Raw genomic sequence first — 22,832 nt, 5'->3', positions numbered from 1 at the left:
CGGGTTTGCCGGTACCGGTGTCGGTAAGACCGTGCCCTCCACGGGTCTATGGTCGAAGGATGACTGCGTACGGAAACTTCCCCGGCTCCCGCCCCCGGCGGCTGCGGACGACCCCGGCGATGCGGCGGATGGTCGCCGAGACACGGCTCGACCCCGCGAACCTGATCCTCCCCGCGTTCGTACGGGAGGGCATCGACGCCCCGGTCGCCATCTCGGCCATGCCCGGCGTGCACCAGCACACCCTGGACACCCTGCGGAAGGCGGCCGTCGAGGCGGTCGCGGCCGGGGTCTCGGGGATCATGCTCTTCGGGGTGCCGGACGACGCGAACAAGGACGCCCGGGGGACGGCGGGCACCGATCCGGACGGCATCCTCCAGGTCGCCCTGCGCGCGGTCCGCGAGGAGGTCGGGGACGACCTGGTCGTGATGTCGGACCTGTGCCTGGACGAGTACACCGACCACGGCCACTGCGGGGTCCTGACGGCGGACGGCCGGGTGGACAACGACGCGACGCTGGAGCGGTACGCGGAGATGGCCCAGGTCCAGGCGGACGCCGGGGCCCATGTGGTGGGCCCCAGCGGGATGATGGACGGCCAGGTCGGCGTCGTCCGGGACGCCCTGGACCAGACCGGGCACGAGGACGTGTCGATCCTCGCCTACACCGCGAAGTACAGCTCCGCCTTCTACGGGCCCTTCCGGGAGGCGGTCGGCTCCTCGCTGACCGGCGACCGCAAGACCTACCAGCAGGACCCGGCTAACGCCCGCGAGTCGCTGCGCGAGCTGGCGCTGGACCTGGAGGAGGGCGCGGACATGGTCATGGTGAAGCCCGCCGGACCGTACCTGGACATCCTCGCCAAGGTCGCCGACTCGGTGGACGTGCCGGTCGCGGCGTACCAGATCAGCGGCGAGTACGCGATGATCGAGGCCGCCGCCGAGAAGGGCTGGATCGACCGGGACAAGGCGATCCTGGAGAGCCTGACCGGCATCCGGCGGGCCGGGGCGCAGATGATCCTCACCTACTGGGCGACCGAGGTCGCCCAGTGGCTCGGCGCAGGACGTGCGCCCGGCCGGGGCTGAGCCCCGGCGCTCTCACCCGGGGCCGGGCCCCCGCGTGGTCACGGCCCACCCGCTCCGGCCCCCTGGAGCCGGTGGGCCTCCTCGATGGAGAAGCGGGTGCCGTCCCGGACGAGCGGTTCCTCGTCGGCGCGGGCGGCGGCGGTCAGGGCGTGGCGACGACCGGCTCGCGCGGGGCGGTGAGGCGGGCGCGGCCCGCTTCGCGGCGTAGTTCGTGTCGTTCACGGGGGCGGGCCCTTCCCGTCAGGGCCAGTCGACCAGTGCCATGAACGCCACGAAAGCGACCACGACGGTGGCGGGGGCGGCGAGGGCCAGGCCCACGCGCCGGGCGGCGTGACGGAGCCGGTGCGGGACGGCCCACGCGGCGATCAGGACGGCCAGGGCGACGAGCAGGCCGATCCACAGGACGGTCCATCCCACGGTCCAGCTGTCGTGGAAGCGGTCGGCCGCCGCGCCGTTGCAGGAGTCACAGGCCATGGGCGAGAGCCCGGCGACGAACAGGGCGACGAGCCCCATCGGCAGGGTCAGGACCGTGGAGATCAGGGGGGCGACCCACGCGCGGCGGTCGGGCGTCTCGTCGGGGGCGGTCGCCGGGGCGCCGCCGCCGTGGTGGCTGTGCTCGCTCATGCATCCGAGTCAACCTTCGGCGGGGCCCCCGCGCATGAGTACGGGGACTCAGCCCGCGGCGGTCCGGTGGGCGCGGGCCTCCGCCCAGGCACGGGCCTCCGCCACCTCCCCTTCGGTGAGCGCCGGGCGGACCTGGTCCGGGTGGCGCAGGACGCAGTGGTCGCGGGCCGCCTTCAGACCGATCGCGCGGGCCGCGCCGGAAAGCCGGGGGTCGTCCGCCACCTCCCGGGCGCGCCGCCACCAGCTGTGGCTGCGCGGGTCGATCGCGTAGTGCCAGAGCGGCTGGGCGGGGTCGGCCACGCCGATCAGGACGCGGTGCAGGACGTAATCGCGGACGCCCGGCGCCCCGATCAGCCGCTCCGCGACGTGGAGCGGGTGCGTGGAGTCGAGGCGGGCGCGCAGCAGCACCCAGGTCATCAGGTGCCCGGTGTCGTGCTCGCCGGAGGCGATGAACTCCCACAGCTCGGCGGCCTTCGCCTCGTCGGGCGCGCCGAGGCAGGTCAGCAGCCGGACGGGGTTCTTCCACAGCGGCTTGGGCTTCGCCCACCAGGCCAGCAGGCCGGCGGCGGCCGGGTGGCCGAGGTCGAGGGCGAGGCAGGTGAGGGTGACCAGCGGGTGGCGCCACTCGGTGTACGTCGTGCGGTACTGCTTGGTCAGCTCCTTCTTCCAGCGCGGCAGCAGCGCTTCGACGTCGTCCCCGGTGGCCTCGCCGTGGGCGTACAGCAGCTCCAGGCAGAAGGCGATGCCCTGGACGCCGGTGGACGGATCGGCCAGCCGGTCCCGCAGCCACGTGACATCGGCGGGGGAGAGCGTCCGGTAATGGTGGTAGAGGTCGCCGAGGTGGCCCTCGTACCCGGTCAGGTCGGGGCCGGTGCCGGCGAGGAGGTCGTCGCGGACGGCCTCGTACCGGTCGACGGCGGCGAGGGCGTCGGCCGCCTCGCCGCCGGGGAGCCGGCCGGCCGTCTCGCGGACCCGGGACACCGTGTCCCGGGCCGCCTGCGCGGCGGCGACCCGCAGCGGGCGGGGCAGCCGGTCGTCCGTGGTGTACCGGAGGGTGGCGAGGAGCGGGAGGACGGTGTCGGCCGCGGTGTCCCGGTCGGCGGGGGCGGGCCGCTCCTCGGCGTCGGCGGTGCGCAGCGCGTCGAGCAGGGCGGTCTGGGCGGCTTCGGGGGCGGGGTGCGCGGCCAGCTCGTCGGAGAGCGTGCGGGCGGCCCGGAACGGGTCCGGTTCCCGCAGGGCGCGGTGGGTGCGGAACCAGCCGCGCACGGCGGAGCCGTTCCCGGCGAGCGCCCAGGCCCGCAGCAGCTCCAGCGAGCGCGGGGAGGGGTGGGCGGCGAGGGCGTACGACGCCTGGGGGCCCAGCTCGGCGGCCACTTCCCAGGCGTCGGGGTGCTCCTGTCGCAGCAGCGCGTTCAGCACGGGACGCCGGCCGCGCCAGTCCGCGAGCCGCCCGGCGTACGTCTCCTGCCAGGCGGAGAGCAGCCGTGCCGTCTCGTCCGGAGTCAGCGCCTGCCGGTGCTCCAGCGGGGCGGCGAAGCGGGCGGCGGCGGGCAGGCCGGGGCCCGGGCCGCTGTCGGCGGGCCCGCCGGTCGGGGCGGCGGGGCCGTCCGTCCCGGCCGCGGCGCCCGCACCGGTCCCGGTGGCCCGTTCGCGGTCGAGGAGATCCCCCAGGCGGTCGTGGAGCCAGCGTTCCTCGGCGGGGGTCAGCGGTTCGTACTCCGTCTCCCGGGCGGTCCGGCGACGGGGCTCGTCGAGGCGGGCGAGGAGTTGGCGTACGCCCGCGGTGTCCTCGGGGGCGGGCAGCCCGTCGGCGTCCACTGCCGTGACCTTGTCCAGCCGGAACGCGCCCTGCGGACCGCCGTCGACGATCCGGTAGCCGTCCGGCCCGGCCCCGAGACCGGCGGCGACCGTGGCGTGGTCGCCGCCCCAGTGCAGGTACAGCTCGCCCGTCAGGTCTCCGGAGCGGTCGAAGGCGTCCTGGGACTGCCAGTGCCAGTAAGCGAAGGAGGTGCCGGCGGCGATGCCCCGGACCGCGAACATCTCCGCCGCGTCCTCGTGGCCGTCCGACTGCGTGTAGCGGCTGCGCGTCGGCGGGGGGAGGACGGCGAAGCGGTCGCCGCCCAGGGTGCGCCACCACGTCTTGATCCTGCCGAGGTCCGACCGCTGCCCGGCCGCACGGCTGTCGCCCGTACCCATCGTGTCCCGTCCCGTCGTGCCCGGTTCCGTGGTGCCCGGGCCTGTCGTGTCCGCTTTTGTTGTCCGCCGTCCGGCCGCCCGTCGCCCCGGCGTGCTCAGTCCCACCAGAACGACCACGCTTCCTGGTCGAGCACGGCCTTCTCGGCGTACGCCTCCAAGTCGTACGGCGGGGACTGGTCGATGTTGTCCGGGCAGAACGCGTAGTGCTCGGCGGCCAGGGCGCGGGCCTCCTCGATCGTGGCGGGCGGGCGGCCCACCGAGACGACCATCGTGTCGAAGCCGAGGAGCACGACCCGGGCGTCGTACCGGTCCTCCCAGGAGCGGAGCACCGCGCAGAGCCGGGCCACGTCGTTCTCGTGGTTCATCGGGCCCGTCCAGCCGATCGCCGCCGGTATGTCGGCGCTGCGGCAGGCCGGGACGAGGGCCGCCCGGGTCTCGCCGGGCCAGAAGTCCGCGTCGGCGGCGACGATGCCCGCGATGCCCGCGGCCACCGCGTCCGCATCCTCGGTGGACTCGGTGGTCCCGGCGGCCTCCCGGCCAGGGGCGGGCGCGAGCCCGGGCCAGGGACCGGGTCCTCCGGACCGCTCCCCACCCTCCCCGCTCTCACCGGCCGACGCGCCGCCCACCTCGTCGTCCGCGTACTCCCTCCAGTAGCCCGCGAGGACCTCGTCCGCGTCGTGGTCGCCGGGGTACGACGCGCTGTCGGGGGAGAGGTCCCAGTCCTCGGGCCACTGGTCGCGGTGGCCGCCCGTGACCAGCACCGGCAGCAGCCCCACACGCCGCCCGGCCGCCCGCAGCCCCGCCCAGTCGCGCGGGTCGGCCGCACCGTCCGCGTACCAGAGCAGCGGCTCGTGCCAGGGGCCGTCCAGCGTGGCGTCCACCAGGGAGCCGGGAGGGAGGTCCAGACCGGCGGCGGCCAGGTCGGGCAGGGGGTTCGGGAGCATCGCCATGGTGGGGAGAGTAGGCGGCGGCACTGACAGCCCTCGGGGCGGCGGCCCGGGGAGCCGACGCGGGGCAGGCGGGCCCTCGGCCGGGCCCCCGGGCAAACGCCCTCGGGCAGGCACTCCCGGACAGGCGCCCCCTCGGACAGACGCCCCCGGGGAGACGGAGGCCCCGGGACGCCCGGGCGGGGCGGCGGCCCGTGGCGCCCCGGCGCGGCCGGCCCCGTAAAGCCCGTGCGGAGCCCTCGGCGACCCGGAACACTCGACCGCGTGATCGTGATGCAGCCCGTCCTGGAACTCGGCGCCCCCGACGACTTCTCCCTCTGGCCCGTCGCCGCGTGCGCGCCCCCGGGCTTCATGGCGCTGAGCGGAACACTCACCCCCGCCGAGGTCGGAACGGCGCTGATGCTCCTCGCCCGCTGCAACGACATCGCCCCCGACCCCGCCGCCGGGGACGACCGGCCGCCGCACCCGGCCGACCCGCTCGGCTCCTTCCTGCACGGGCTGCTGACGTTCGAGGACCTCTTCGCCGCCGGTGGCCTGCGGGTCGTGGACGGTTCGACCGGTGCCACGCTGCTGCCCGGCTGTTGCGGCGGTCTGGAGGACCGGCGGGACGCGTACGCCGTCCTCGACGGCACCGGACGGGCCTTTTTCGGACACGACCCCGACCCGGTCGTCGAACGGTCCGACGACGTCGTCCGGTGGATCGTGGACGTCGAGCGGAGCGACAGCCCCGTGATCGAGACGTCCACCGCCGAGACGCGCCGACTGCTGGGAGGGGTCGAACGCGACCTCCTCGGCTTCCTCGCCCTGACCAGTGACTGGGCCCGTCTCCACCTGCCCGACCGCTACGCCGGGCCCGTCCTCGACGCCCTCGTCCGCGTCCTCGCCGTGCCCGCGGGCGGCCTCACCGGACAGACTTCCTGACATCGTGACGTGCCCGGCGTCCTAAAGCCGGTGCAGGGCGGGGGTGGCTCGTTAATGATGTCGAGCATGAGTTTGTTCGTCGATGATCCCTGCCGTCTCGGAACCACCCGCCTCTCCGACGGGAGGGTGCTCGGCTGGGCCGAGTGGGGGCCGGAGGACGGGTTGCCCGTGCTGCTCTCCCCCGGGGCCGGGACCAGCCGGTGGCTCGGCATCGGGGCGGGGGCGGCGGAGACGGAGGGGGTCCGTCTGGTCTCGGTGGACCGCCCCGGGCTCGGGGTCTCCACGCCCGCGCCCGACCGGACGTTCACCGACTTCGTGGACGACGTACGGGAGTTGGCCGGGCTGCGCGGGCTTGGGCCTCGCCCCGCCATGCTGGGGAACTCCCAGGGCGCGCCCTTCGCCCTCGCCTGCGCGGCGGCCGGGGCCGTCTCCGCGCTCGCGCTCGTCTCGCCCGTCGACGAGGTCGCGGCCCCGGAGTTCGCCGCCGCGCTCCCCGACGACCTGCGGGGCCTGGTCGAGCGGGTGGCGGAGGACCCGGTCGGCGCGGAGAAGGTGTTCGCCGGATTCGACGGGGACGCGCTGCGGCGGATGGTCCTGTCCGGGAGCCCGGCGAGCGACCTCACGGTGTACGAGGACCCCGGCTTCGCCGCTGCCTACGGCCGCGCCCTCGACGAGGGGTTCGCGCAGGGGGCCGCCGCCGGGTACGCCCGCGACACCGTCCTCGCGATGGGGCGCTGGCCCATCGACCTCGACGCGATCACCGTCCCGGTCGAGGTCTGGTACGGCGAGGAGGACGCCTCCCACTCGCCCGACCTCGGCCGCCGGCTCGTCTCCCGCATCCCCGGAGCGCGGCGCACGATCGTGCCGGGCGTCGGCGGCGCGCTGCTCTGGGCCGCCGCCGAGCCGATCCTGGCGTCGCTGGCGGAGACCGTACGGCCGGACGAGCCGGAGGAGCGGGACTGGCGGGAGGAGTGGGCCCGGCGGGAGGAACAGGGCCGCCGGGAGAGACCGGGCGCCGGACGGCCGTGATCGGCCCGGCGGGCAGTTCCTCACGGTGCCGTCCCCCACGGGCCTGCTCCCGACGGGCCCGTCAAGGGCTGTCCCGCGATCCCTGGCGGGCGCACGACGACGGCTACGGGCACCTCGCCATGTTGTCGGAACGTCTGTATACATCCGGTATGCGGATGTCCCTCCGCCGTGCGGTGCACCGCATCCGACGCCGCGCGCCGGCCCCGGGGGTCGCAGGGCAGCCCTCAGGCCGTATGTCGGAAGGCGAGCCCGTCGAGGTGGAGACCCTGGGGTGTGATGAGTGTCAGAAGCATGGGAACACCAGTGCTTCAAGCGGTCGAGGCGAACGGGACGTCGTGGGACGACCCCTCTGAGGAACAACTGCACGACCTGCTGGCCGACATGAGTCTCGGATCACGATTTGTCGTCGTGCGGCGACTTGATCTGGAGCCCGCAGATCAGCACTACATGCAGGTCTATCTCCAGGACGACCTGAGCTATCAGGTGGAGTACCGCGAGGGAGGGCCGGACAAGCACTTCCAGGCATGGGTGCCTCGCACGCACGAGGTCTTCGCAGTGGAACCTGTGGCTGAGGTGCTCCAGGGCTGGGCCTGCGGGCGACCTGGTTGGCGTGACACTTTTTCTTGGGTCCCGTGGTCGCCCGCAGAGTCATGCGCCCGTCACGCCCCTCCCACAGCCCGTCGCTGACAACTCGCTCTCCTCGCGCACGGAGGTACGGCAGTGGCCCGACGCCCACCGGTGGCGCCTCATACCTGCGGTGTACGCCGCCGCGTGCGGTACCGCGGCCGATGGGGGGCCACCCTGCGGTTCGGCAGGCCGCGCCGCAGGGCGGTGTCGTCCGGCGGTCAACCCCCGGGTGGACGACGCCCGGAGCCGGCGCCCCTACGCTGCGGGGATGCAGGTGGGCAGAGGGCGGATACGTGTCGACCCGCTGGTGATCGACAGCTTGCTCGGGTGCGTCATGGCCGTCGTGACCGTCACCTACGGACGGCAGGCCTATACCGCCCAGTACCAGGGGGAGGGCTGGCCGTCCTTCGGCGTCCTCGCCATCGCCCTCAGCCTGGCGGTGAACCTTCCTCTGGTGCTGCGGGAACGTGCGCCCTGGGTGGCGTTCGGCATCTCGTGCGGTGCTCTGGCCGTCTACACGGCAGCAGATTTCCAGCCGTCGACGAACCTGTGGGCGCCGCTGCTCGCCTGCTACACGGTGATCGTGCGCAGCCCGGCGCGCCGCGCCGCGTGGGCCGCCGCCGCGACGGCGGCGGCATGGGCGGCTGCCGGTCTGGCGGCCCGTCTCTCGGCGGAGCTGTCCCTGACCCAGGCCGCCCTCGGCGTCGGGGTCGTCTGGGCGTGGGCCACGGGCAGCCGCCGCCTGGCTCAGCGCAACGTGCAACTCGCCGAGCTGACGGCTCAGTTGCGACGGGAGCAGGAACTTCGGGCGCAGCACGCCATCGCTCAGGAGAGGCTGCGCATCGCTCGCGAGCTCCATGACGTCGTCGCCCACCACCTGTCGGCGCTGGCGGTACAGGCGGGGCTGGCCGAGTACGTGTTCGCCTCCGACCCGGCGGCAGCCCGGCAGGCGGTGGTGTCCGTGGGGTCGAGCAGTCGGCAGGCGCTGGAGGAGATGCGCGGCCTGCTCGGCGTACTGCGCACCGGGGCGGAGAGCCCCGACGAGGAGAACCTGTACCGTTCCGCGCCGGGTCTGGAGGCGCTGGACGATCTGGTGCGACGGACCCGGGCGTCCGGCCTGGACGTCACCTGGTCGGTTTCGGGACAGCGGCGGCCCCTGCCCTCGGGGGTGGACCTGTGCGCCTACCGCATCGTCCAGGAGGCGTTGACCAACTCCGTGAAGCACGCGGGCCCCGGCGCACGGGTCTCCATCAGCCTCGGCTTCGGCTCTGACCTGCTGACCTGTGAGGTGACCAGCCGGGGCGGCGCCGCCCCGGCGGCCGAACTGCCGTCGACCGGGCTCGGGTTGATCGGCATGCGGGAACGGGCGAGACTCTACGGCGGGTCACTGCGGGCGGGGCCGAGGGCCGAGGGAGGGTTCGAGGTCGTCTTCACCGTCCCCCTGGTCCCACTCGACACAGCCGGGGGCGCGTGACACCTCCCCCGCACATACGGGGGGAGACGGCAGCGATGACACGGCTGCTGATCGTGGACGACCAGGCCCTGATCCGGGCCGGGCTGGCAGCACTGGCCGCGGCGGCGCCCGGCCTGGAGGTCGTGGGGCAGGCCGCGTCCGGCGAGGAGGCGGTCGAGCTCGCGGCGGAGTTACGGCCGGACATGGTCCTCATGGACATCCGTCTGCCGGGGATGAGCGGCATCACCGCGCTCCAGCACATCCTCGACCGGGCCCCCCGGCCGAAGCCGAAGATCGTCATGCTCACGGTCTTCGACCTGGACGAGTACGTGTACGCCGCCCTGCGGTCCGGCGCCAGCGGGTTCCTGCTCAAGGACACCCCTCCCGAGCGGCTGCTGGCCGCGGTCGCCCTGATCGCCGAAGGGGAGATGCTGTTCGCCCCGACCGTCACCCGAAGACTCGTCGAAACCTTCGCCCACCTGCCGGAGGCGCCGCGGGCGAAGCCTGCCGGCCTCGCCGAGCTGACGGAACGCGAGACGGACGTCCTGCACCTTGTCGGGCAGGGCCTCACGAACGATCAGATCGCCCGGCGCCTCGTGGTGAGCATCGCCACCGTCAAGACGCACCTGAACCGCGTCATGTCCAAACTCGGCCTGCAAAGCCGGGCACAGGCCGTGGTCGTCGCCTACGAGAGCGGCCTGGTCTCCCCCGGAGAGGCGGGCGCGCAGCGGCCCTCCGCTCCGTAGGCCGTGACCGCGGCCGTCCGCCGTGCCGGCCGGGTCGCCGTCGGATCGCGTCCGGAGGCGACTGCTCGGACCGGCACAGGGGGCGGAACCCGCCGGAGGGGGTGCCGGCCCGCGGAGCACGGGCCGGCGCCTCATGGTGTTCCGTGGTCGTTTCGGTTCACCGCTCCCGACCGGCCGCTGTCACCAGCCGCGGAGCTTGGACCAGGTGTTGGGGCCGACCTTGCCGTCGGCCGCGAGGCCCCGGCTGCGCTGGAAGGCCTTCACCGCGCTTTCGGTGGCCGCGCCGAAGTCGCCGTCGACACCGGTCCTGCCGATGTTGAAGCCCCACACGTCCCGCAGGAGGCACTGCACCTCGCGCACCTTGTTGCCGCGGTCGCCCCGGTCGGTGTACGGGGTGCCGGACTCCCAGCCGCAGTACCAGCCGGAGGCCGTGGTGGCGGCCGTGGAGGCCGGCACGGCCTCCGCCGGGGCGGCCGAGGCGACACCGGTCGTGCCCATGAGGACGGCGGCGGCCAGAGCACCGCCCGAGAGCAGCACGGCGGACTTCTTGGTGTTGATCATGCTTCTTCCCTTCTCGACATGACAGAACGTCGGGTCCGACCAGCCCGATCGCGTCTCCCCCCGAAGGCGCGAGCTGGGATGGGTCCTCCTTGTGCGGAGGCGCCGCCCCGTCCGGGGCGGCGGTCGCGACGGACAGAACGTATACGGGCTGCCGGTGTCCGCTCGTCGCCCGACGGGTTGATCCTCTGCCTCAACCCCTGGGTCCAGTTCCGTCCGCTCTGCACCCACGGCACCAGACCGGACCCGTGGCACGTACAACCACGGTCGCAGCGACATCCGGCCGGCCGGTCTCCGACGTGCGCGCACATCCCCACCGGCGCCGCATGCCGCATGCCGCAGGCCCACGGTCCTCGTCGCCGATGGCCAGATGCCCGTCCGCTCGGGAGTCGCCGCCCTGGTGCGCGCCGCCACGGCATCACCATCGCGGGCGAGGCCGACAGCGGCGAGGCCGCCGCGGCCCGCGCACATGACCTTCGCCCGGACCGTCCTGGTGGACGTCCGCTTGCCCGGGATCGGAGGTAGTTCGACAAGCACGACTACAAGGAGCGCTACGCGGTGGAGTGCGGGATCAGTCGCCTCAAACGCCACCGCGCTGTGGCGACGAGGTACGACAAGCTCGCCGTCCGCTATGAAGCGACGGTGCTGGTCGCGGCCATCAACGAGTGGCTGTGACCAGCGCGGTCGTAACACTCCCCGGGGTCAAGAGCCCGGGAAGCGGTTCGTATGTCCGTTAGCTCCGGGTGCTCAACCGGTCGATCTCGGCGAGCACGTGGTTCACGTGCGGACGTACCTGGGCCCGCAACACCTTGCTCCAGCGTTCCTCGGAGTAGTGGTAGCTGAGATAGAGCTGCCTGGCATGCTCCAGGACGGGGCGGTGTTCCGGCGGGAGCATGCCGAGGGCCCAATTCGCGGCAGCGTCCTTCGACCTGATCTGACCGGTGGCAAGTGTGGTCCAGATGCGTGCGAAGGTCAGCAGGGCGTTGCGGGTGTCGCCGCCCAGGTTGTCGAGCAGATCGGGGATGCCTGCCACGCTCGCCCGGACCACGTCGGAGTGCGGGACGGGGTCGAGGACCTGTGTCGGCCGCGGGCCGGTGAGGGGGTGGTCGCCAGTCAGCACCATGGTGATCAGCAGGGCCAGATCGGGCATGGGCTCCGGCTGGGGGACCTTCCCTGCCTCGTACTCGGCTCGCAGCCACTCGCCGTACAGGAAGTCGCAGGTCGGAGGGTATTTCCATGGCTGGACTTCCGACTGGACGATCACGATGAGCTCGACCGGACGGACCTCGTTCCGGGAGCCGGAGATCCCGAGCAGTCCACCGAGGAGCGCCCGTCGCTTCCGCTCGTCCATCGACCGCCGGGAGACGACGAGCACATCCACGTCGCTGGCCGGCCGGAGGTCACTGAGCACGGCAGACCCGTGAAGGTAGACGCCGATGGCATCCTCGCCCAGCACCCCCCTTGCCAATGCCACGATCTCTTGAAGCTGATTCACCGCGCAGTGTCTCCTGTTGTCCGGTCCGACGGTCCGACGGTGCGGCATTACGGCTGAGCCCACCGGTCCGCCGTCACGCGACCGTGCTGGTCGCAACCGTCAACGAGTGGCCGTGACCAGCCCTTAGTAGCCGGTTGCGCCGTCGAGCAGTTCGCGCAGGATGTCCAGGTGGCCGTTGTGGCGGGCGGTCTCCTCGGTGAGGTGGAGGAGGATCCAGCGCAGGTCGACGTGGAGGCCGTTGCGGATGGTGTTCCGGGCCCGCTCGTCCAGATCGTGACCGGCGACCAGTTCGCGGTAGCGGGCGCTCTGTTCGGCGTATTCGTCGAGCAACTGGGTGAGCGGGAAGTCGACGGCGATCCGCATTTCGCGGTCCGGGTCCTCATCCGTCATGGGGGCCAGGTCCTCCTCACCGAGGAAGACCACCTGGAACCAGTAGTACTCGACCCAGCGGAGGTGGTTGATCACTCCGCTCATGGTCATCAGCGGGGAACCCGGCAGGAGCGCCTTGCGGGCGTTCTCCGGGGAGACGCCCTCGCACTTGGCGCGGGCGGTGCCGCGTGCGAAGTCGAGAAACGTGGTGAGCTGGGTGCGCTCGTCCCACGCGGGCGGGGTGTCGTTCATTCGTGTCATCGCGCGAAGCGTGCCCGATCACCGCGTCCGGTGTCGAGGCGTTAAACGACGGGCCCGATCTGCGTCCCCCCTGGTCCGATGGGTCTTCCGTACGCCACGGAGGCGGCCGGGGACGCCGGACGGGCGCGGCTCGGCCTGCCTGTCGGTGCTCGGGCATAGGGTCGAAAGCCGTTGCGCGCCGCCCGGTCCGCCCCCGGCGGCCGGCCGATCCGGCAGGAGCCGCTGTGAACAGGATCGTCACGTCCATCTCGCTCTCCCTCGACGGATTCTTCGAGGGGCCCGACCAGGACATCGACTGGCACACCGTGGACGAGGAGCTGCACCAGCACTTCAACGACCACCTCCGCACGATGGGCGCCTTCGTCGAGGGGCGCGTCACCTATGAGCTGATGGAGGAGTTCTGGCCGACCGCCGATGAGGACCCGGAGAACGAGGGGCCGATGGCCGAGTTCGCGGGGATCTGGCGGGAGATGCCGAAGTTCGTGTTCTCGCGCACGCTGGACGGTGTGGGGCCGAACGCGACCCTGCTGCACGAGGTCGATCCCGAGCAGGTGCGCGGCCTGCGGGACGCCGCCTCGGGGGATCTGGTGGTCGGCGGCGCGGGCCTGCTGGAGTCGTTCCGGCGGCACGACCTGATCGACGAGTACCGGATCTACGTCCACCCGCTCATCCTCGGCCGGGGCCGCCGCTTCTTCCCGGACACGGAGGACCGGCAGAGGCTCCGGCTGGTCGAGACCCGGACCTTCGGGAACGGGGTCGTGCTGCTCCGTTACGAGACGGTCCGGGCGGGGTGACGACGGTGAGGGGTCAGGCGGTGGCCGCGTAGGCGGCGAACGCCGTCCAGGCCGAGGGCGCGACGGCGAAGGTCGGGCCCTCGACGTCCTTGGAGTCGCGGATGTGGACGGCGGCCGGGTGGGCGGCGATCTCGACGCACTGCCCGCCCTCGTCGCCGCTGTGGCTCGACTTCCGCCAGTCGTACGCGACTTCCAGGCATTGGCCGCCATCGCTGCCGCTGTAGCTCGACTTGAACCAGTTCAGTGCGGTGCTCATGTTCTCTCCCAGTAAACGGGCCAGCAGGCGCAGGGTCTCTTCTGGGGTGAGCGCCTGGGCTCGCAGCATCGCATATCTCTGGGCGAGGATGCTGACCTCGTTCCGGTCGGTGATCAGTTGGCTGCCGCGCTGGGTCTCGGTGTAGGCGACGTGCTGGTGGTCCGGGGTCTCCAAGAGGGTGAAGGAGCCATCGAGGCCCGCGTGAGCCGTGCTGCTCAGCGGCAGCACCTGGAGGCAGACACCCCGCAGTTGGGCCAGCTCGTACAGGTGGCGGAGCTGTTCCCGGTGCTCCTCCTCCGAGGTCAGCCTCATCATCAACACCGGCTCCCACATCACGATGCTCGTGGTCGGCGGTTTCTTCCGGTGCAGGATCTGCTGACGCTGGAGCCGCGTCGCCGTCTGCGTCTCGATCTCTTCCGGGCTGTAGACCGGAATCCTGTTGTGGAACATCGCCTCCGCGTACGCCTTCGTCTGGAGCAGGCCGGGGATGACCTGGTTGTCATACCAGGACAGCGTCGACGCGTCCTGTTCCATGTCGATGTAGTCCTCGGCCCACAGCGGAATCAGGTCGACTTCCGGCATGTTGTCGACCGCCGTCGACAGGGCGCCCTTGGTGCCCAGCAGATCGTCCATCGTGTCCGCCAGGTCGGGGACGAGCGAGCGCCTGCCCTGCTCGATGGAGGCGATCGTGTCCTCCTGTACGCCTGCGGCCTGGGCGAGTTCGGCCTGCGTCATGCCGGCTTCGAGGCGGAACCGGGCCACGAGCTTGCCCACGAGCTTCATGGACGAGGCGTTCTTGCGCAGTCGTTTTCTGGGGTGCATAGGGTTCCCCCTCCCACCCCGGAAACCACTTCACGCCTGCGCGACCCGTACAAGAAATCTGTACGGGTCGCGCAGGGTTACGGCAGGTCAGGCGCTGGCCCGAGGCGGTGCGTTCGCGTGGGATATCTAGAACATCAGTGCGTTCTCGATGTCCGACTGCCAGTAGGTGACGAAGCCCCGGCTGTCCGTGACGGTGCCCGCCGGGAGCTTCACCGTGAACTCGCCCTTGGGCTGGTTGTTCCTGTCGACCGTGATCACGCCGAGGTTGGCGCTCTTGACCGGCGCGTCCTCGCCCGGCTCGCCCAGGAGGGCGATGCCCGCGTACGCCTCCTCGCCCGGGGAGAGCGTGACGACCGCCTGCGGCTTGCTGTCCTCCAGGATCGGGTACACGGCCTGCGCGTCGTCGAAGCGGAGGAACGGGGCGTAGTACGCGGCGCAGTTGGTGGAGCCGGTGTTGGTCACCGTGAGCAGCAGGTGGTTGATGGGGCGGCTCACCGAGGAGACCTTGACCCGGGAGTTCTTGGGCGTGCAGGTGGGGATCGCCGTCGAGGACCCCGCGTTCGGCGCGGCCTCCGGCTTCTTGCTCTGGTTGGTGCCGGTGCCGGTGCCGGTGCCGGTGCCGGTGCCGGTGCCGGTGCCGGTGCCGTTCCCGTTGCCGCCCGCGTGCTTGCCCCCGGCGGGGACGGTCTGCGTCTCGGGCTTCCCGGCCTCCGGCGACTCCGGCTGCTTCGTGGCGTCGGTGCTCGTCCCGTCGTCGGTGCTCGTCGCCGCGGGGGCGGCCGTCTCGGCCGCGGAGCCGGCCGGCTTGGTCCCCATCGCCTCGTCCTCGCCGCCGCAAGCGGTGAGGGAGAGGGCGGCCACGAGGGCGGTGGCGGCGAGGGCGGTGGTGCGGAAGCGGTTGGTGCGCATGGCGGTGGTTCTCCCCGTACTCGATGTGCTCGACGAATGAGTTGAGTTGAGCCGGCAGGACGGTGCGCCGGGCCCCTCGGGCGGCCGGTCCGCAGCGGTGCTGCCGTGGTCTGGTCCGAGCTTGTGGGACGGCGGATTCCGGCCGCAACGCCCGCCGAACCATTGGGGATGCTGGAACGTCTACGCGTACGGTGACCTGCGGGGATTCCGCGTCCCTGGAACGCCGTTCCGGGACGCACGAGGAAGGGGAACGCCGTCGTGGCGACGCCGGAGGCCGTGGAGTTCGCGGCTCTGCTGAAGAATCTGAAGGACCGTTCGGGACGCAGCTACGGGGTGCTCGCGGGGAAGCTGCACGTCAGTACGTCGACTCTCCACCGGTACTGCAACGGGGACGCCGTGCCGAACGAGTTCGCCCCCGTGGAGCGGTTCGCGCGGGTGTGCGGGGCCTCGGGGGACGAGCTGGTGGAGGTGCACCGGCGGTGGATCATCGCGGACGCGGCCCGGCGGCGGCCTCCGGCGGGGGCCGGGACCGGTACCGCCGCTCCCGGGGCGGCCCGCGTTCCCGCGGCAGCCGTCGAGCCCGAGCCCGAGCCCGAGCCCGAGCCCGAGCCCGAGCCCGAGACCGCGGGGGGCACCGAAACCGTTCGGGTTCCGGAGGGCGCTGAAGCCGATCGGAGCGCCCCGGACGCCGAGGCCGCCGAGGCTCCCGAGGGCCGTGAACCCGCCGGGGCCGTCGAGCTGACCGTCCTGTCACGCGAGGGCGGCGGCGGTGGGCGGGCGAGTACGGCCCCCGGCTCCCGGTGGTCCCGGCTCTCCCGGCGTACGCGGGTGCTCATCGCCGCCGCCGGGGTCGCCGCGCTCCTCGTGCCCACCGGTGTCGCCGCCGTGGACCTCGTCGGGTCGGGCAAGGATGGCGGCGGGAGCGCGGCGGACCGGGTGGAGGACGGGAGCGGGGGGTTCGCCGGGGCTCCGAAGGACACCGCGTCGGCCACTCCGCGCCCCTCCGCCAGCCCGAGCCCGGCCGGCCCCTCGGCCAGTGCCTCCGCGTCCGCGTCCGCGTCGGGGAAGCCGTCCGGGAAACCCTCGGCAGGCTCCGGGCCCGAGCGGTCGCAGAGCGGACGCGGAGACAGCGGGGGCGCCACGGGCCTCGGGGCTCCGCCGACCGTCAGCATCTCCTCGTACAACTGGGACGAACCCTGCGGCCAGCACTACCTGGTGAACCAGGGCCCCGAGAAGCTCGACCCGCCCCCCGCCCCGCAGGACCGGCGCGGCTGGGCGGAGTCGTACGGCGGGGTCGACGCCGGGAACATGCTGCTCCAGCTCACCGTGCAGGGGACCTCGCGCGAGGCCGTCGTCCTCAAGGGCATGAACGTGCGCGTGATCTCGCGGAAGGCTCCGCTGCCCTGGTCGGCGTACCTGATGGGCAACGGCTGCGGCAGCGGGATCACGCCCCAGACCTTCGCGTCCCACCTCGACGCCGGGCACCCCACCCTGCGGCCGGTGCCCGGGACGCAGGGGGACATCGAGGTCCCGGCCGTGGACTTCCCCTACCGGGTGACCTCGGAGGACGTGGAGGTCTTCAATCTCGACATGAAGGCCGTGAGCTACGACGTCACCTGGTACCTGGAGCTGGAGTGGAGCAGCGGCGGCGAGGAGGGCGTGCTGCGGATCGACGACCACGGCAAGCCGTTCCGCCTCAGCGGGATGAAGGGGCGGCCGGTGTACGTCCACGGGGGCCCGGACTACGGGTGGGAGCCCGCCGGGTGACCCCGCCTTCCGGGGGCATGCTGGGGGGTGGGGTCCGGGGTCCGAAGCCCTCGGGCCCGTCCGCCGCTGTCCGACAGCAGTCGTACACACGGACGGGACTCGGGAGTACAGTCTGCGAGGCCCCGGCAGCCGTGCCCCGCCGAGCGACGACGGTGTACGGCCGCCCCATCCCCGTACCCACCAGGTGAAACCATGTCCGCCACTGCTGCTGATACTCCCGAAGTCGCCGAACGACCGGCCCTGGACGATCGCACCTGCGAGCGGCGGAGCCTCCGGCTCAGACGCAGGCTGGAACGGCTGATCGGCATAGCCGCCACCGAGGGGAACGCCCTCGTCCCGCTCCGTAACGGCGACCAGATCTTCGGCGCGATGCTGGAGGCGATCCGGGGCGCCGAGCACACCGTGGACCTCATGACCTTCGTCTACTGGCGGGGTGACATCGCTCTCAAGTTCGCCGAGGCGCTGGCCGACCGCGCCCGCGCCGGGGTCCGGGTGCGGCTGATGCTCGACGGGTTCGGATCGCGGCTCATCGAGAAGGACCAGCTCGACCTGATGGACCGGGCCGGGGTCACCGTCACCTGGTTCCGCAAGCCCCTACACCTCTCGCCGCTCAAGCAGAACCACCGCTGCCACCGCAAGGTCCTCGTCGTCGACGAGCGCACCGCGTTCACCGGCGGCGTCGGCATAGCCGAGGAGTGGTGCGGCGACGCCCGCAACGAGCACGAGTGGCGCGACACCCACGTCCAGGTCACCGGGCCCGCCGTCGACGGGCTGGCCGCCGCGTTCGCCCAGAACTGGGCCGAGTGCCACGACGAGCTGTTCGACGAGCGCGACCGGTTCATCACCGAGGAGCACCACGGGGACGCGGTCGTCCAGGTCGTGCGCGGCTCCGCCTCCTTCGGCTGGCAGGACATGCAGACCCTGATCCGGGTCGTCCTGGAGTCCGCCGAGGAGCGCGTCCGCCTCACCACCGCCTACTTCGCGCCCGACGCCTACTTCACCGGGCTCCTCTGCGCCGCCGCCCGGCGCGGGGTGGAGGTCGAGATCCTGCTGCCCGGCCCGCACACCGACAAGCGGGTCTGCCAGCTCGCCGGGCAGCGGTACTACGAGGAGCTGACCGCCTGCGGCGTGAAGATCTACCAGTACCAGCCGACGATGATGCACACGAAGTCCATCACCGTGGACCGGGTCGCCTCCCTCATCGGCTCCACCAACTTCAACCGGCGCTCCCTCGACCACGACGAGGAGGTCATGCTCGCCGTCCTCGACCGCGACTTCACCGCCACCCTCGACGGCCACTTCGACGACGACCGGGAGAAGAGCGTGCTGATCGAACACCGCCGGTGGAAGCGGCGCGACCTCCTCCAGCGGGCCCGGGAAGCGGCCGTCGTGCCCATCCGCCGCTTCCTCTGACCCCCGCGGGGCTGTGCGGCCGACGCCCGCGGGGGGCGGGCGGCGCCGTACACCCGGCCTCCGCCCGCAGCCCCCGGCGGGGCGGGGGGGCGTGGTCCCGCGTTCGGCGGGAAGGCGGGAAGGGCGACCCCTCGTCCGCCATGTGAAGGGAAGGGCCCATGAGCACCACCGCCGAGACCTCTCCGGCACCGTCCGCCGCGGTGATCACCGAACCCCTGCCCGACCTTCAGCTCCAGCTCCTCATCCAGCTCCTCGACGAGGACCCCCGCTCCAGCCTGCCCCTCACCCTCACCCACCCCGGCGGCCTGCTGCACGGGGACGTCATCGGGCACGAGCAGTGGAAGGCCGAGTGGGCCAGGAGCCTGCGCCAGGTCGAGGGGGAGGGGGCCAACCTGCTCGCCGAGTTCCCGGAGACCGTCGACCAGGGCGTACGGGAGCTGCGCGCCGAGGAGGAGGCGGCGGGGGCGAGCCGGCTGCCGCGCTGGATCCACCTGCGGGACGTCACGCTGGTCCCCGGGGCCATGGCCCCCGTCTCCCTGCCGCTGTGGCGCGGACGCCTCGCCGACGTGTCGGGATGGGCGCTCGGCCGCCCGCAGTGACCCCTCCGCACGCGGTCGGCCCCGGCGCCTTTCTCAGGCAGCCGGGGCCGAGGTACGGACAGCGGGGGCGGGGTCAGAGCCGCTCGGGCGTCCGGATGCCCAGCAGCGCCATCCCCCGGTGCAGGGTCCGGGCGGTCAGCTCGACCAGGAAGAGCCGGTTCTCGACGACCTCCGGGGCGTTGTCCGGGCTGAGCACCTGGCACTGGTCGTAGAACGTGGTCAGGTGCGAGGCCAGCTGGTACAGGTACGCGGCCAGCTTGTGCGGCTCGTACCCCGCCGCGACCTCGCCCAGCACCTCGCCGAACTGGTCCAGGTGCAGGCCCAGCGCCCGCTCCGCCGGGGCCAGCTCCAGCTCCGGGTGGGCGGCCGGGACAGCGTCCCCGGCCCTGCGCAGGATCGACCGGATACGCGCGTACGCGTACTGGAGGTACACCGACGTGTCGCCGTTCAGCGCCACCATCTGGTCCAGGTCGAACTTGTAGTCCCGGACGGCGGAGGTCGACAGGTCCGCGTACTTCACGGCCCCGATGCCGACGTACCGGCCGTTCTCGACGATCTCCTCCTCGGACAGGCCCACCTTCCCGGCCTTCTCCCGCACGACCGCCGTGGCCCGCTCGACCGCCTCGTCGAGGAGGTCCTCCAGCCGCACCGTCTCGCCCTCACGGGTCTTGAACGGCTTGCCGTCCTTGCCGAGGACCGTGCCGAAGGCCAGCTGCACGGCCTTGACGTCCTCGTTCAGCCAGCCGGCCCGCCGGGCCGTCTCGAAGACCATCTTGAAGTGCAGCGACTGCCGGGCGTCCACCACGTACAGCAGGGTGTCGGCCTTGAGGTCCTGCACCCGGTTCCGGATCGCGGAGAGGTCGGTGGCCGCGTAGCCGTAGCCGCCGTTCGTCTTCTTCACGATGAGCGGGACCCGGTTGCCGTCCGGGCCCTTCACGTCGTCGAAGAACACGCACAGCGCCCCCTCGGAGCGGACGGCGACGCCCGTCTCCTCCAGGATGCGGCAGGTCTCCTCCAGCATGTCGTTGTAGCCGGACTCGCCGACGATGTCCGGGTCGCTGATCTCCATGTCGAGCTTGTCGAACACCGAGTGGAAGTAGATCTTCGACTCGTCGACGAAGCCCTGCCACAGCTCCAGCGTCTCGGGATCCCCGGCCTGGAGCGCCACCACCCGGTCGCGGGACCGGGCCTTGAACTCCTCGTCCGCGTCGAACAGGGCCCGCGACTCCTTGTAGACCCGGTTCAGCGTCGACATCGCCGCTTCGCCCTCGCTCGCGCCGTCCGCCGCGCCCGCCTCGTGCTCCAGCGCGCCCGGGTGCTCGATCAGGTACTGGATGAGCATGCCGAACTGGGTGCCCCAGTCGCCGATGTGGTGCCGCCGGACCACGTTCTCGCCGGTGAACTCCAGGATCTTGACCATCGCGTCGCCGATGACCGCCGACCGCAGGTGGCCGACGTGCATCTCCTTGGCCACGTTCGGCTGGGCGTAGTCGACGACCGTGGTCCCGGCCTCGGGGTCCACCGGAACGCCGAGGCGGCCGGCGGCGTCGGCGGCCCGCGCGGCCAGCGTCTCGACGATCGCCCGGTCGGAGAGCGTGATGTTGAGGAAACCGGGGCCGGAGACCTCGATGTCCTTGATCAGCTCGCCCGCCGGGAGCGCGGCCGTCACCCGGGAGGCCAGCTCCCGGGGGTTGCCCTTGAGCTTCTTGGCGAGCGCCAGGATGCCGTTGGCCTGGAAGTCGGCCCGGTCGCTTCGGCGCAGCAGCGGGTCAGCGGCGCCGGCATCGGGCAGTGCTGCCGTCAGGGCGTCCGCCAGCTGCTGCTGGAGCGAGGAAGCGAGGGAAGGGACCGAGCCGTGCTCAGGCATGGGACGGGCTGCCGTTTCCGTAGGGGTACAAGGGATCTGCCCAGTATCCCACGGGGCGCAAAGCCTTTTACGGTCGGCGCTCGCACCCGGACAGGGGGCGTCGCCCCCGTCCGGCACGAGGCGGCGCGCCCACCCGCTCCGAGGCGTCGCCCCCGCGGTCCCCGCCCGCCGTAAAGCCGTTTTCGCGCTGCGGGCGGTAGCTGGGAGAATGGCCCGTACCCATCGGGAAACGACAGACGAGAGAAGGACGTGCCGACCGTGGCCGAGAGTCAGACCAGCACCGAGACCGACTGGGTCTCCCGCTTCGCGGACGATGTCATCGCCGAATCGGAGCGTCGTGCGCCTGGCAAACCGGTCGTCGTCGCCTCCGGCCTGTCGCCCTCGGGCCCGATCCACCTCGGCAACCTCCGCGAGGTCATGACCCCGCACCTGGTCGCCGACGAGATCCGCCGCCGCGGGCACACCGTGCGCCACCTGATCTCCTGGGACGACTACGACCGCTTCCGCAAGGTCCCCAACGGCGTCCCCGGCGTCGACCCGTCCTGGGCCGAGCACATCGGTAAGCCGCTGACCTCGGTGCCCGCCCCGGCCGGCTCCGCGTACCCGAACTGGGCCGAGCACTTCAAGGCCGCCATGACGGCGGCCCTGGACGAGCTGGGCGTGGAGTACGACGGGATCAGCCAGACGGAGCAGTACACCGCCGGGGCCTACCGCGAGCAGATCCTGCATGCGATGAAGCACCGCGCCGACATCGACGCCGTCCTCGACCGCTACCGGACGAAGAAGGACCCGGCGGCGGCCCAGGGCAAGGGCGGCGGCAAGAAGCCCCAGCAGCAGAAGAAGGTCGACGAGGCCGAGCTGGAGGCCGCCGAGGGCTCCGGCGCCGCCGACGAGGACGACGGCAGCGGCAACAGCGCCGGCTACTTCCCGTACAAGCCCTACTGCGGCAACTGCGAGAAGGACCTCACCGTCGTCACCTCCTACGACGACGACACCACCGAGCTGAACTACACCTGCTCGGCGTGCGGCTTCGCCGAAACGGTACGGCTCAACGAGTTCAACCGCGGCAAGCTGGTCTGGAAGGTCGACTGGCCGATGCGCTGGGCCTACGAAGGCGTGATCTTCGAACCCAGCGGCGTCGACCACTCCTCGCCCGGCTCCTCCTTCGTCGTCGGCGGCCAGATCGTCCGCGAGGTCTTCGACGGCGTCCAGCCCATCGGGCCCATGTACGCCTTCGTCGGCATCTCCGGCATGGCCAAGATGTCCTCCAGCAAGGGCGGGGTTCCCACCCCGGCCGACGCGCTGAAGATCATGGAGGCGCCGCTGCTGCGCTGGCTCTACGCCCGCCGCAAGCCCAACCAGTCGTTCAAGATCGCCTTCGACCAGGAGATCCAGCGGCTGTACGACGAATGGGACTCGCTGGCCCGGAAGGTCGCCGACGGCACCGTGCTGCCCGCCGACGCCGCCGCCCACTCCCGCGCCGTCCGCACGGCGGCCGGGGAGCTGCCCAGCACCCCGCGCCCCCTCCCGTACCGGACGCTCGCCTCGGTCGCCGACATCACCGCCGGAGCCGAGGACCAGACGCTGCGCATCCTCAGCGAACTGGACCCGGACAACCCGCTGACCTCGCTGGACGAGGCGCGCCCGCGCCTCGACCGTGCCGAGAGCTGGATCACCACCCAGGTCCCGGCCGAGGCCCGCACCATCGTCCGTGACGAGCCCGACACCGAGCTGCTGGACTCGCTCGACGACCAGGGCCGCGACTCCCTGCGCCTCCTCCTGGAGGGGCTGGACACGCACTGGTCGCTGGACGGACTCACCACGCTCGTCTACGGCGTGCCGAAGGTGCTCGCCGGTCTGGAGCCCGACGCCAAGCCGACGCCGGAGCTGAAGGCCGCGCAGCGGTCCTTCTTCGCCCTGCTCTACCGCCTGCTCGTCAGCCGCGACACGGGCCCGCGCCTGCCCACGCTGCTGCTCGCGGTGGGGGCGGACCGGGTGCGCAGGCTGCTGGGCGCGTAACGGCGCGCCCGGACGGGCGCTCGGAGCCCCGTACGCCGGAGGGCCGCCACCCGGGAATCCCCGGGCGGCGGCCCTCCGGTGTGT

Annotated in this window: 20 protein-coding genes and 1 pseudogene; 10 read left to right on the top strand and 11 right to left on the bottom strand. The window is 72.4% G+C overall.

The window, feature by feature from the left end; all coding sequences use genetic code 11:
* Window positions 1–59: 59 nt before the first annotated feature.
* Window positions 60–1,076, top strand: a complete 1,017-nt coding sequence (hemB, locus tag AMK24_RS28980; RefSeq protein ID WP_073771861.1) for a porphobilinogen synthase — start codon at window positions 60–62, stop codon at window positions 1,074–1,076.
* A 240-nt stretch (window positions 1,077–1,316) separates the two neighbouring features.
* On the opposite strand, the gene AMK24_RS28975 is transcribed toward hemB, so the two are convergent.
* From AMK24_RS28975 to AMK24_RS28965, 3 genes are all read right to left on the bottom strand, one after another.
* On the bottom strand, window positions 1,317–1,700 hold the full coding sequence (locus tag AMK24_RS28975) for a hypothetical protein (protein WP_079190674.1): 384 nt from the start codon (window positions 1,698–1,700) through the stop codon (window positions 1,317–1,319).
* Between the two features lie 48 nt (window positions 1,701–1,748).
* The gene (locus AMK24_RS28970) at window positions 1,749–3,896 is read right to left on the bottom strand and encodes a hypothetical protein (RefSeq protein WP_073771860.1); all 2,148 of its coding nucleotides are present in this window, start codon (window positions 3,894–3,896) and stop codon (window positions 1,749–1,751) included.
* Between the two features lie 95 nt (window positions 3,897–3,991).
* The gene (locus AMK24_RS28965; RefSeq protein ID WP_073771859.1) at window positions 3,992–4,846 is read right to left on the bottom strand and encodes a DUF4253 domain-containing protein; all 855 of its coding nucleotides are present in this window, start codon (window positions 4,844–4,846) and stop codon (window positions 3,992–3,994) included.
* A gap of 270 nt (window positions 4,847–5,116) precedes the next feature.
* On the opposite strand from AMK24_RS28965, the gene AMK24_RS28960 reads away from it, so the two are divergent.
* Window positions 5,117–5,764, top strand: a complete 648-nt coding sequence (locus AMK24_RS28960; protein WP_079190677.1) for a hypothetical protein — start codon at window positions 5,117–5,119, stop codon at window positions 5,762–5,764.
* Window positions 5,765–5,830: 66 nt separating this feature from the next.
* Window positions 5,831–6,793 carry an alpha/beta fold hydrolase gene (locus AMK24_RS28955; RefSeq protein WP_073771857.1) on the top strand — a complete coding sequence of 321 codons (963 nt, stop codon included), beginning with the start codon at window positions 5,831–5,833 and terminating at the stop codon, window positions 6,791–6,793.
* 393 nt (window positions 6,794–7,186) lie between these two features.
* Here AMK24_RS28955 and AMK24_RS35255 read toward each other — a convergent pair whose 3' ends face one another.
* A complete protein-coding gene (locus AMK24_RS35255) occupies window positions 7,187–7,309 on the bottom strand; it encodes a hypothetical protein (protein WP_274535086.1) in 123 nt (40 codons plus the stop codon).
* A gap of 379 nt (window positions 7,310–7,688) precedes the next feature.
* Here AMK24_RS35255 and AMK24_RS28945 point away from each other — a divergent pair, with 379 nt between their 5' ends.
* Together AMK24_RS28945 and AMK24_RS28940 are read left to right on the top strand one after the other, a co-directional pair.
* A complete protein-coding gene (locus tag AMK24_RS28945; RefSeq protein ID WP_079190673.1) occupies window positions 7,689–8,894 on the top strand; it encodes a sensor histidine kinase in 1,206 nt (401 codons plus the stop codon).
* 35 nt (window positions 8,895–8,929) lie between these two features.
* Window positions 8,930–9,619, top strand: coding sequence for a response regulator (locus AMK24_RS28940; RefSeq protein WP_073771855.1), 690 nt, complete (start codon window positions 8,930–8,932; stop codon window positions 9,617–9,619).
* A 180-nt stretch (window positions 9,620–9,799) separates the two neighbouring features.
* On the opposite strand, the gene AMK24_RS28935 is transcribed toward AMK24_RS28940, so the two are convergent.
* From AMK24_RS28935 to AMK24_RS28920, 3 genes are all read right to left on the bottom strand, one after another.
* Complete coding sequence (locus AMK24_RS28935; protein WP_073771854.1) at window positions 9,800–10,180, bottom strand: peptidoglycan-binding domain-containing protein; 381 nt, start codon at window positions 10,178–10,180, stop codon at window positions 9,800–9,802.
* A 730-nt stretch (window positions 10,181–10,910) separates the two neighbouring features.
* On the bottom strand, window positions 10,911–11,672 hold the full coding sequence (locus AMK24_RS28925) for an aminoglycoside adenylyltransferase domain-containing protein (protein ID WP_199876526.1): 762 nt from the start codon (window positions 11,670–11,672) through the stop codon (window positions 10,911–10,913).
* A gap of 123 nt (window positions 11,673–11,795) precedes the next feature.
* A complete protein-coding gene (locus tag AMK24_RS28920; RefSeq protein ID WP_073771852.1) occupies window positions 11,796–12,302 on the bottom strand; it encodes a DinB family protein in 507 nt (168 codons plus the stop codon).
* Window positions 12,303–12,526: 224 nt separating this feature from the next.
* Here AMK24_RS28920 and AMK24_RS28915 point away from each other — a divergent pair, with 224 nt between their 5' ends.
* On the top strand, window positions 12,527–13,096 hold the full coding sequence (locus tag AMK24_RS28915; RefSeq protein ID WP_073771851.1) for a dihydrofolate reductase family protein: 570 nt from the start codon (window positions 12,527–12,529) through the stop codon (window positions 13,094–13,096).
* Between the two features lie 13 nt (window positions 13,097–13,109).
* Here the strand turns inward: AMK24_RS28915 and AMK24_RS34955 are convergent, their stop codons facing one another.
* The 3 genes and pseudogenes from AMK24_RS34955 to AMK24_RS28895 form a co-directional block, all read right to left on the bottom strand.
* Window positions 13,110–13,352, bottom strand: a complete 243-nt coding sequence (locus AMK24_RS34955; protein WP_242435278.1) for a DUF397 domain-containing protein — start codon at window positions 13,350–13,352, stop codon at window positions 13,110–13,112.
* Window positions 13,353–13,355: 3 nt separating this feature from the next.
* Window positions 13,356–14,135 (bottom strand): annotated as a pseudogene (locus AMK24_RS28900) (helix-turn-helix domain-containing protein); the annotation flags it as partial.
* A gap of 165 nt (window positions 14,136–14,300) precedes the next feature.
* Window positions 14,301–15,083: a DUF4232 domain-containing protein gene (locus AMK24_RS28895; protein WP_073771850.1), complete on the bottom strand. Its 783-nt coding sequence runs from the start codon at window positions 15,081–15,083 to the stop codon at window positions 14,301–14,303.
* Between the two features lie 258 nt (window positions 15,084–15,341).
* Between AMK24_RS28895 and AMK24_RS28890 the strand changes: the two genes are divergently transcribed.
* The 3 genes from AMK24_RS28890 to AMK24_RS28880 all read left to right on the top strand — a co-directional run bounded on the left by AMK24_RS28890 (window position 15,342) and on the right by AMK24_RS28880 (window position 18,862).
* Complete coding sequence (locus AMK24_RS28890; protein WP_073771849.1) at window positions 15,342–16,850, top strand: helix-turn-helix domain-containing protein; 1,509 nt, start codon at window positions 15,342–15,344, stop codon at window positions 16,848–16,850.
* Window positions 16,851–17,042: 192 nt separating this feature from the next.
* On the top strand, window positions 17,043–18,263 hold the full coding sequence (locus tag AMK24_RS28885) for a phospholipase D-like domain-containing protein (RefSeq protein ID WP_073771848.1): 1,221 nt from the start codon (window positions 17,043–17,045) through the stop codon (window positions 18,261–18,263).
* A 158-nt stretch (window positions 18,264–18,421) separates the two neighbouring features.
* Entirely contained in the window at window positions 18,422–18,862 is a 441-nt protein-coding gene (locus AMK24_RS28880) for a hypothetical protein (protein WP_073771847.1), read from the top strand.
* Between the two features lie 73 nt (window positions 18,863–18,935).
* Here the strand turns inward: AMK24_RS28880 and argS are convergent, their stop codons facing one another.
* The gene (gene argS, locus AMK24_RS28875) at window positions 18,936–20,729 is read right to left on the bottom strand and encodes an arginine--tRNA ligase (RefSeq protein WP_073771846.1); all 1,794 of its coding nucleotides are present in this window, start codon (window positions 20,727–20,729) and stop codon (window positions 18,936–18,938) included.
* 249 nt (window positions 20,730–20,978) lie between these two features.
* Here argS and lysS point away from each other — a divergent pair, with 249 nt between their 5' ends.
* On the top strand, window positions 20,979–22,748 hold the full coding sequence (gene lysS, locus AMK24_RS28870; RefSeq protein ID WP_073771845.1) for a lysine--tRNA ligase: 1,770 nt from the start codon (window positions 20,979–20,981) through the stop codon (window positions 22,746–22,748).
* Window positions 22,749–22,832 lie beyond the last annotated feature (84 nt).

It is taken from the genome of Streptomyces sp. CB02366 (assembly GCF_001905905.1).
Lineage (GTDB): Bacteria > Actinomycetota > Actinomycetes > Streptomycetales > Streptomycetaceae > Streptomyces.
The sequence above is the reverse complement of the archived record's forward strand: the minus strand, read 5'-3'. Positions and strand labels throughout refer to the sequence as shown.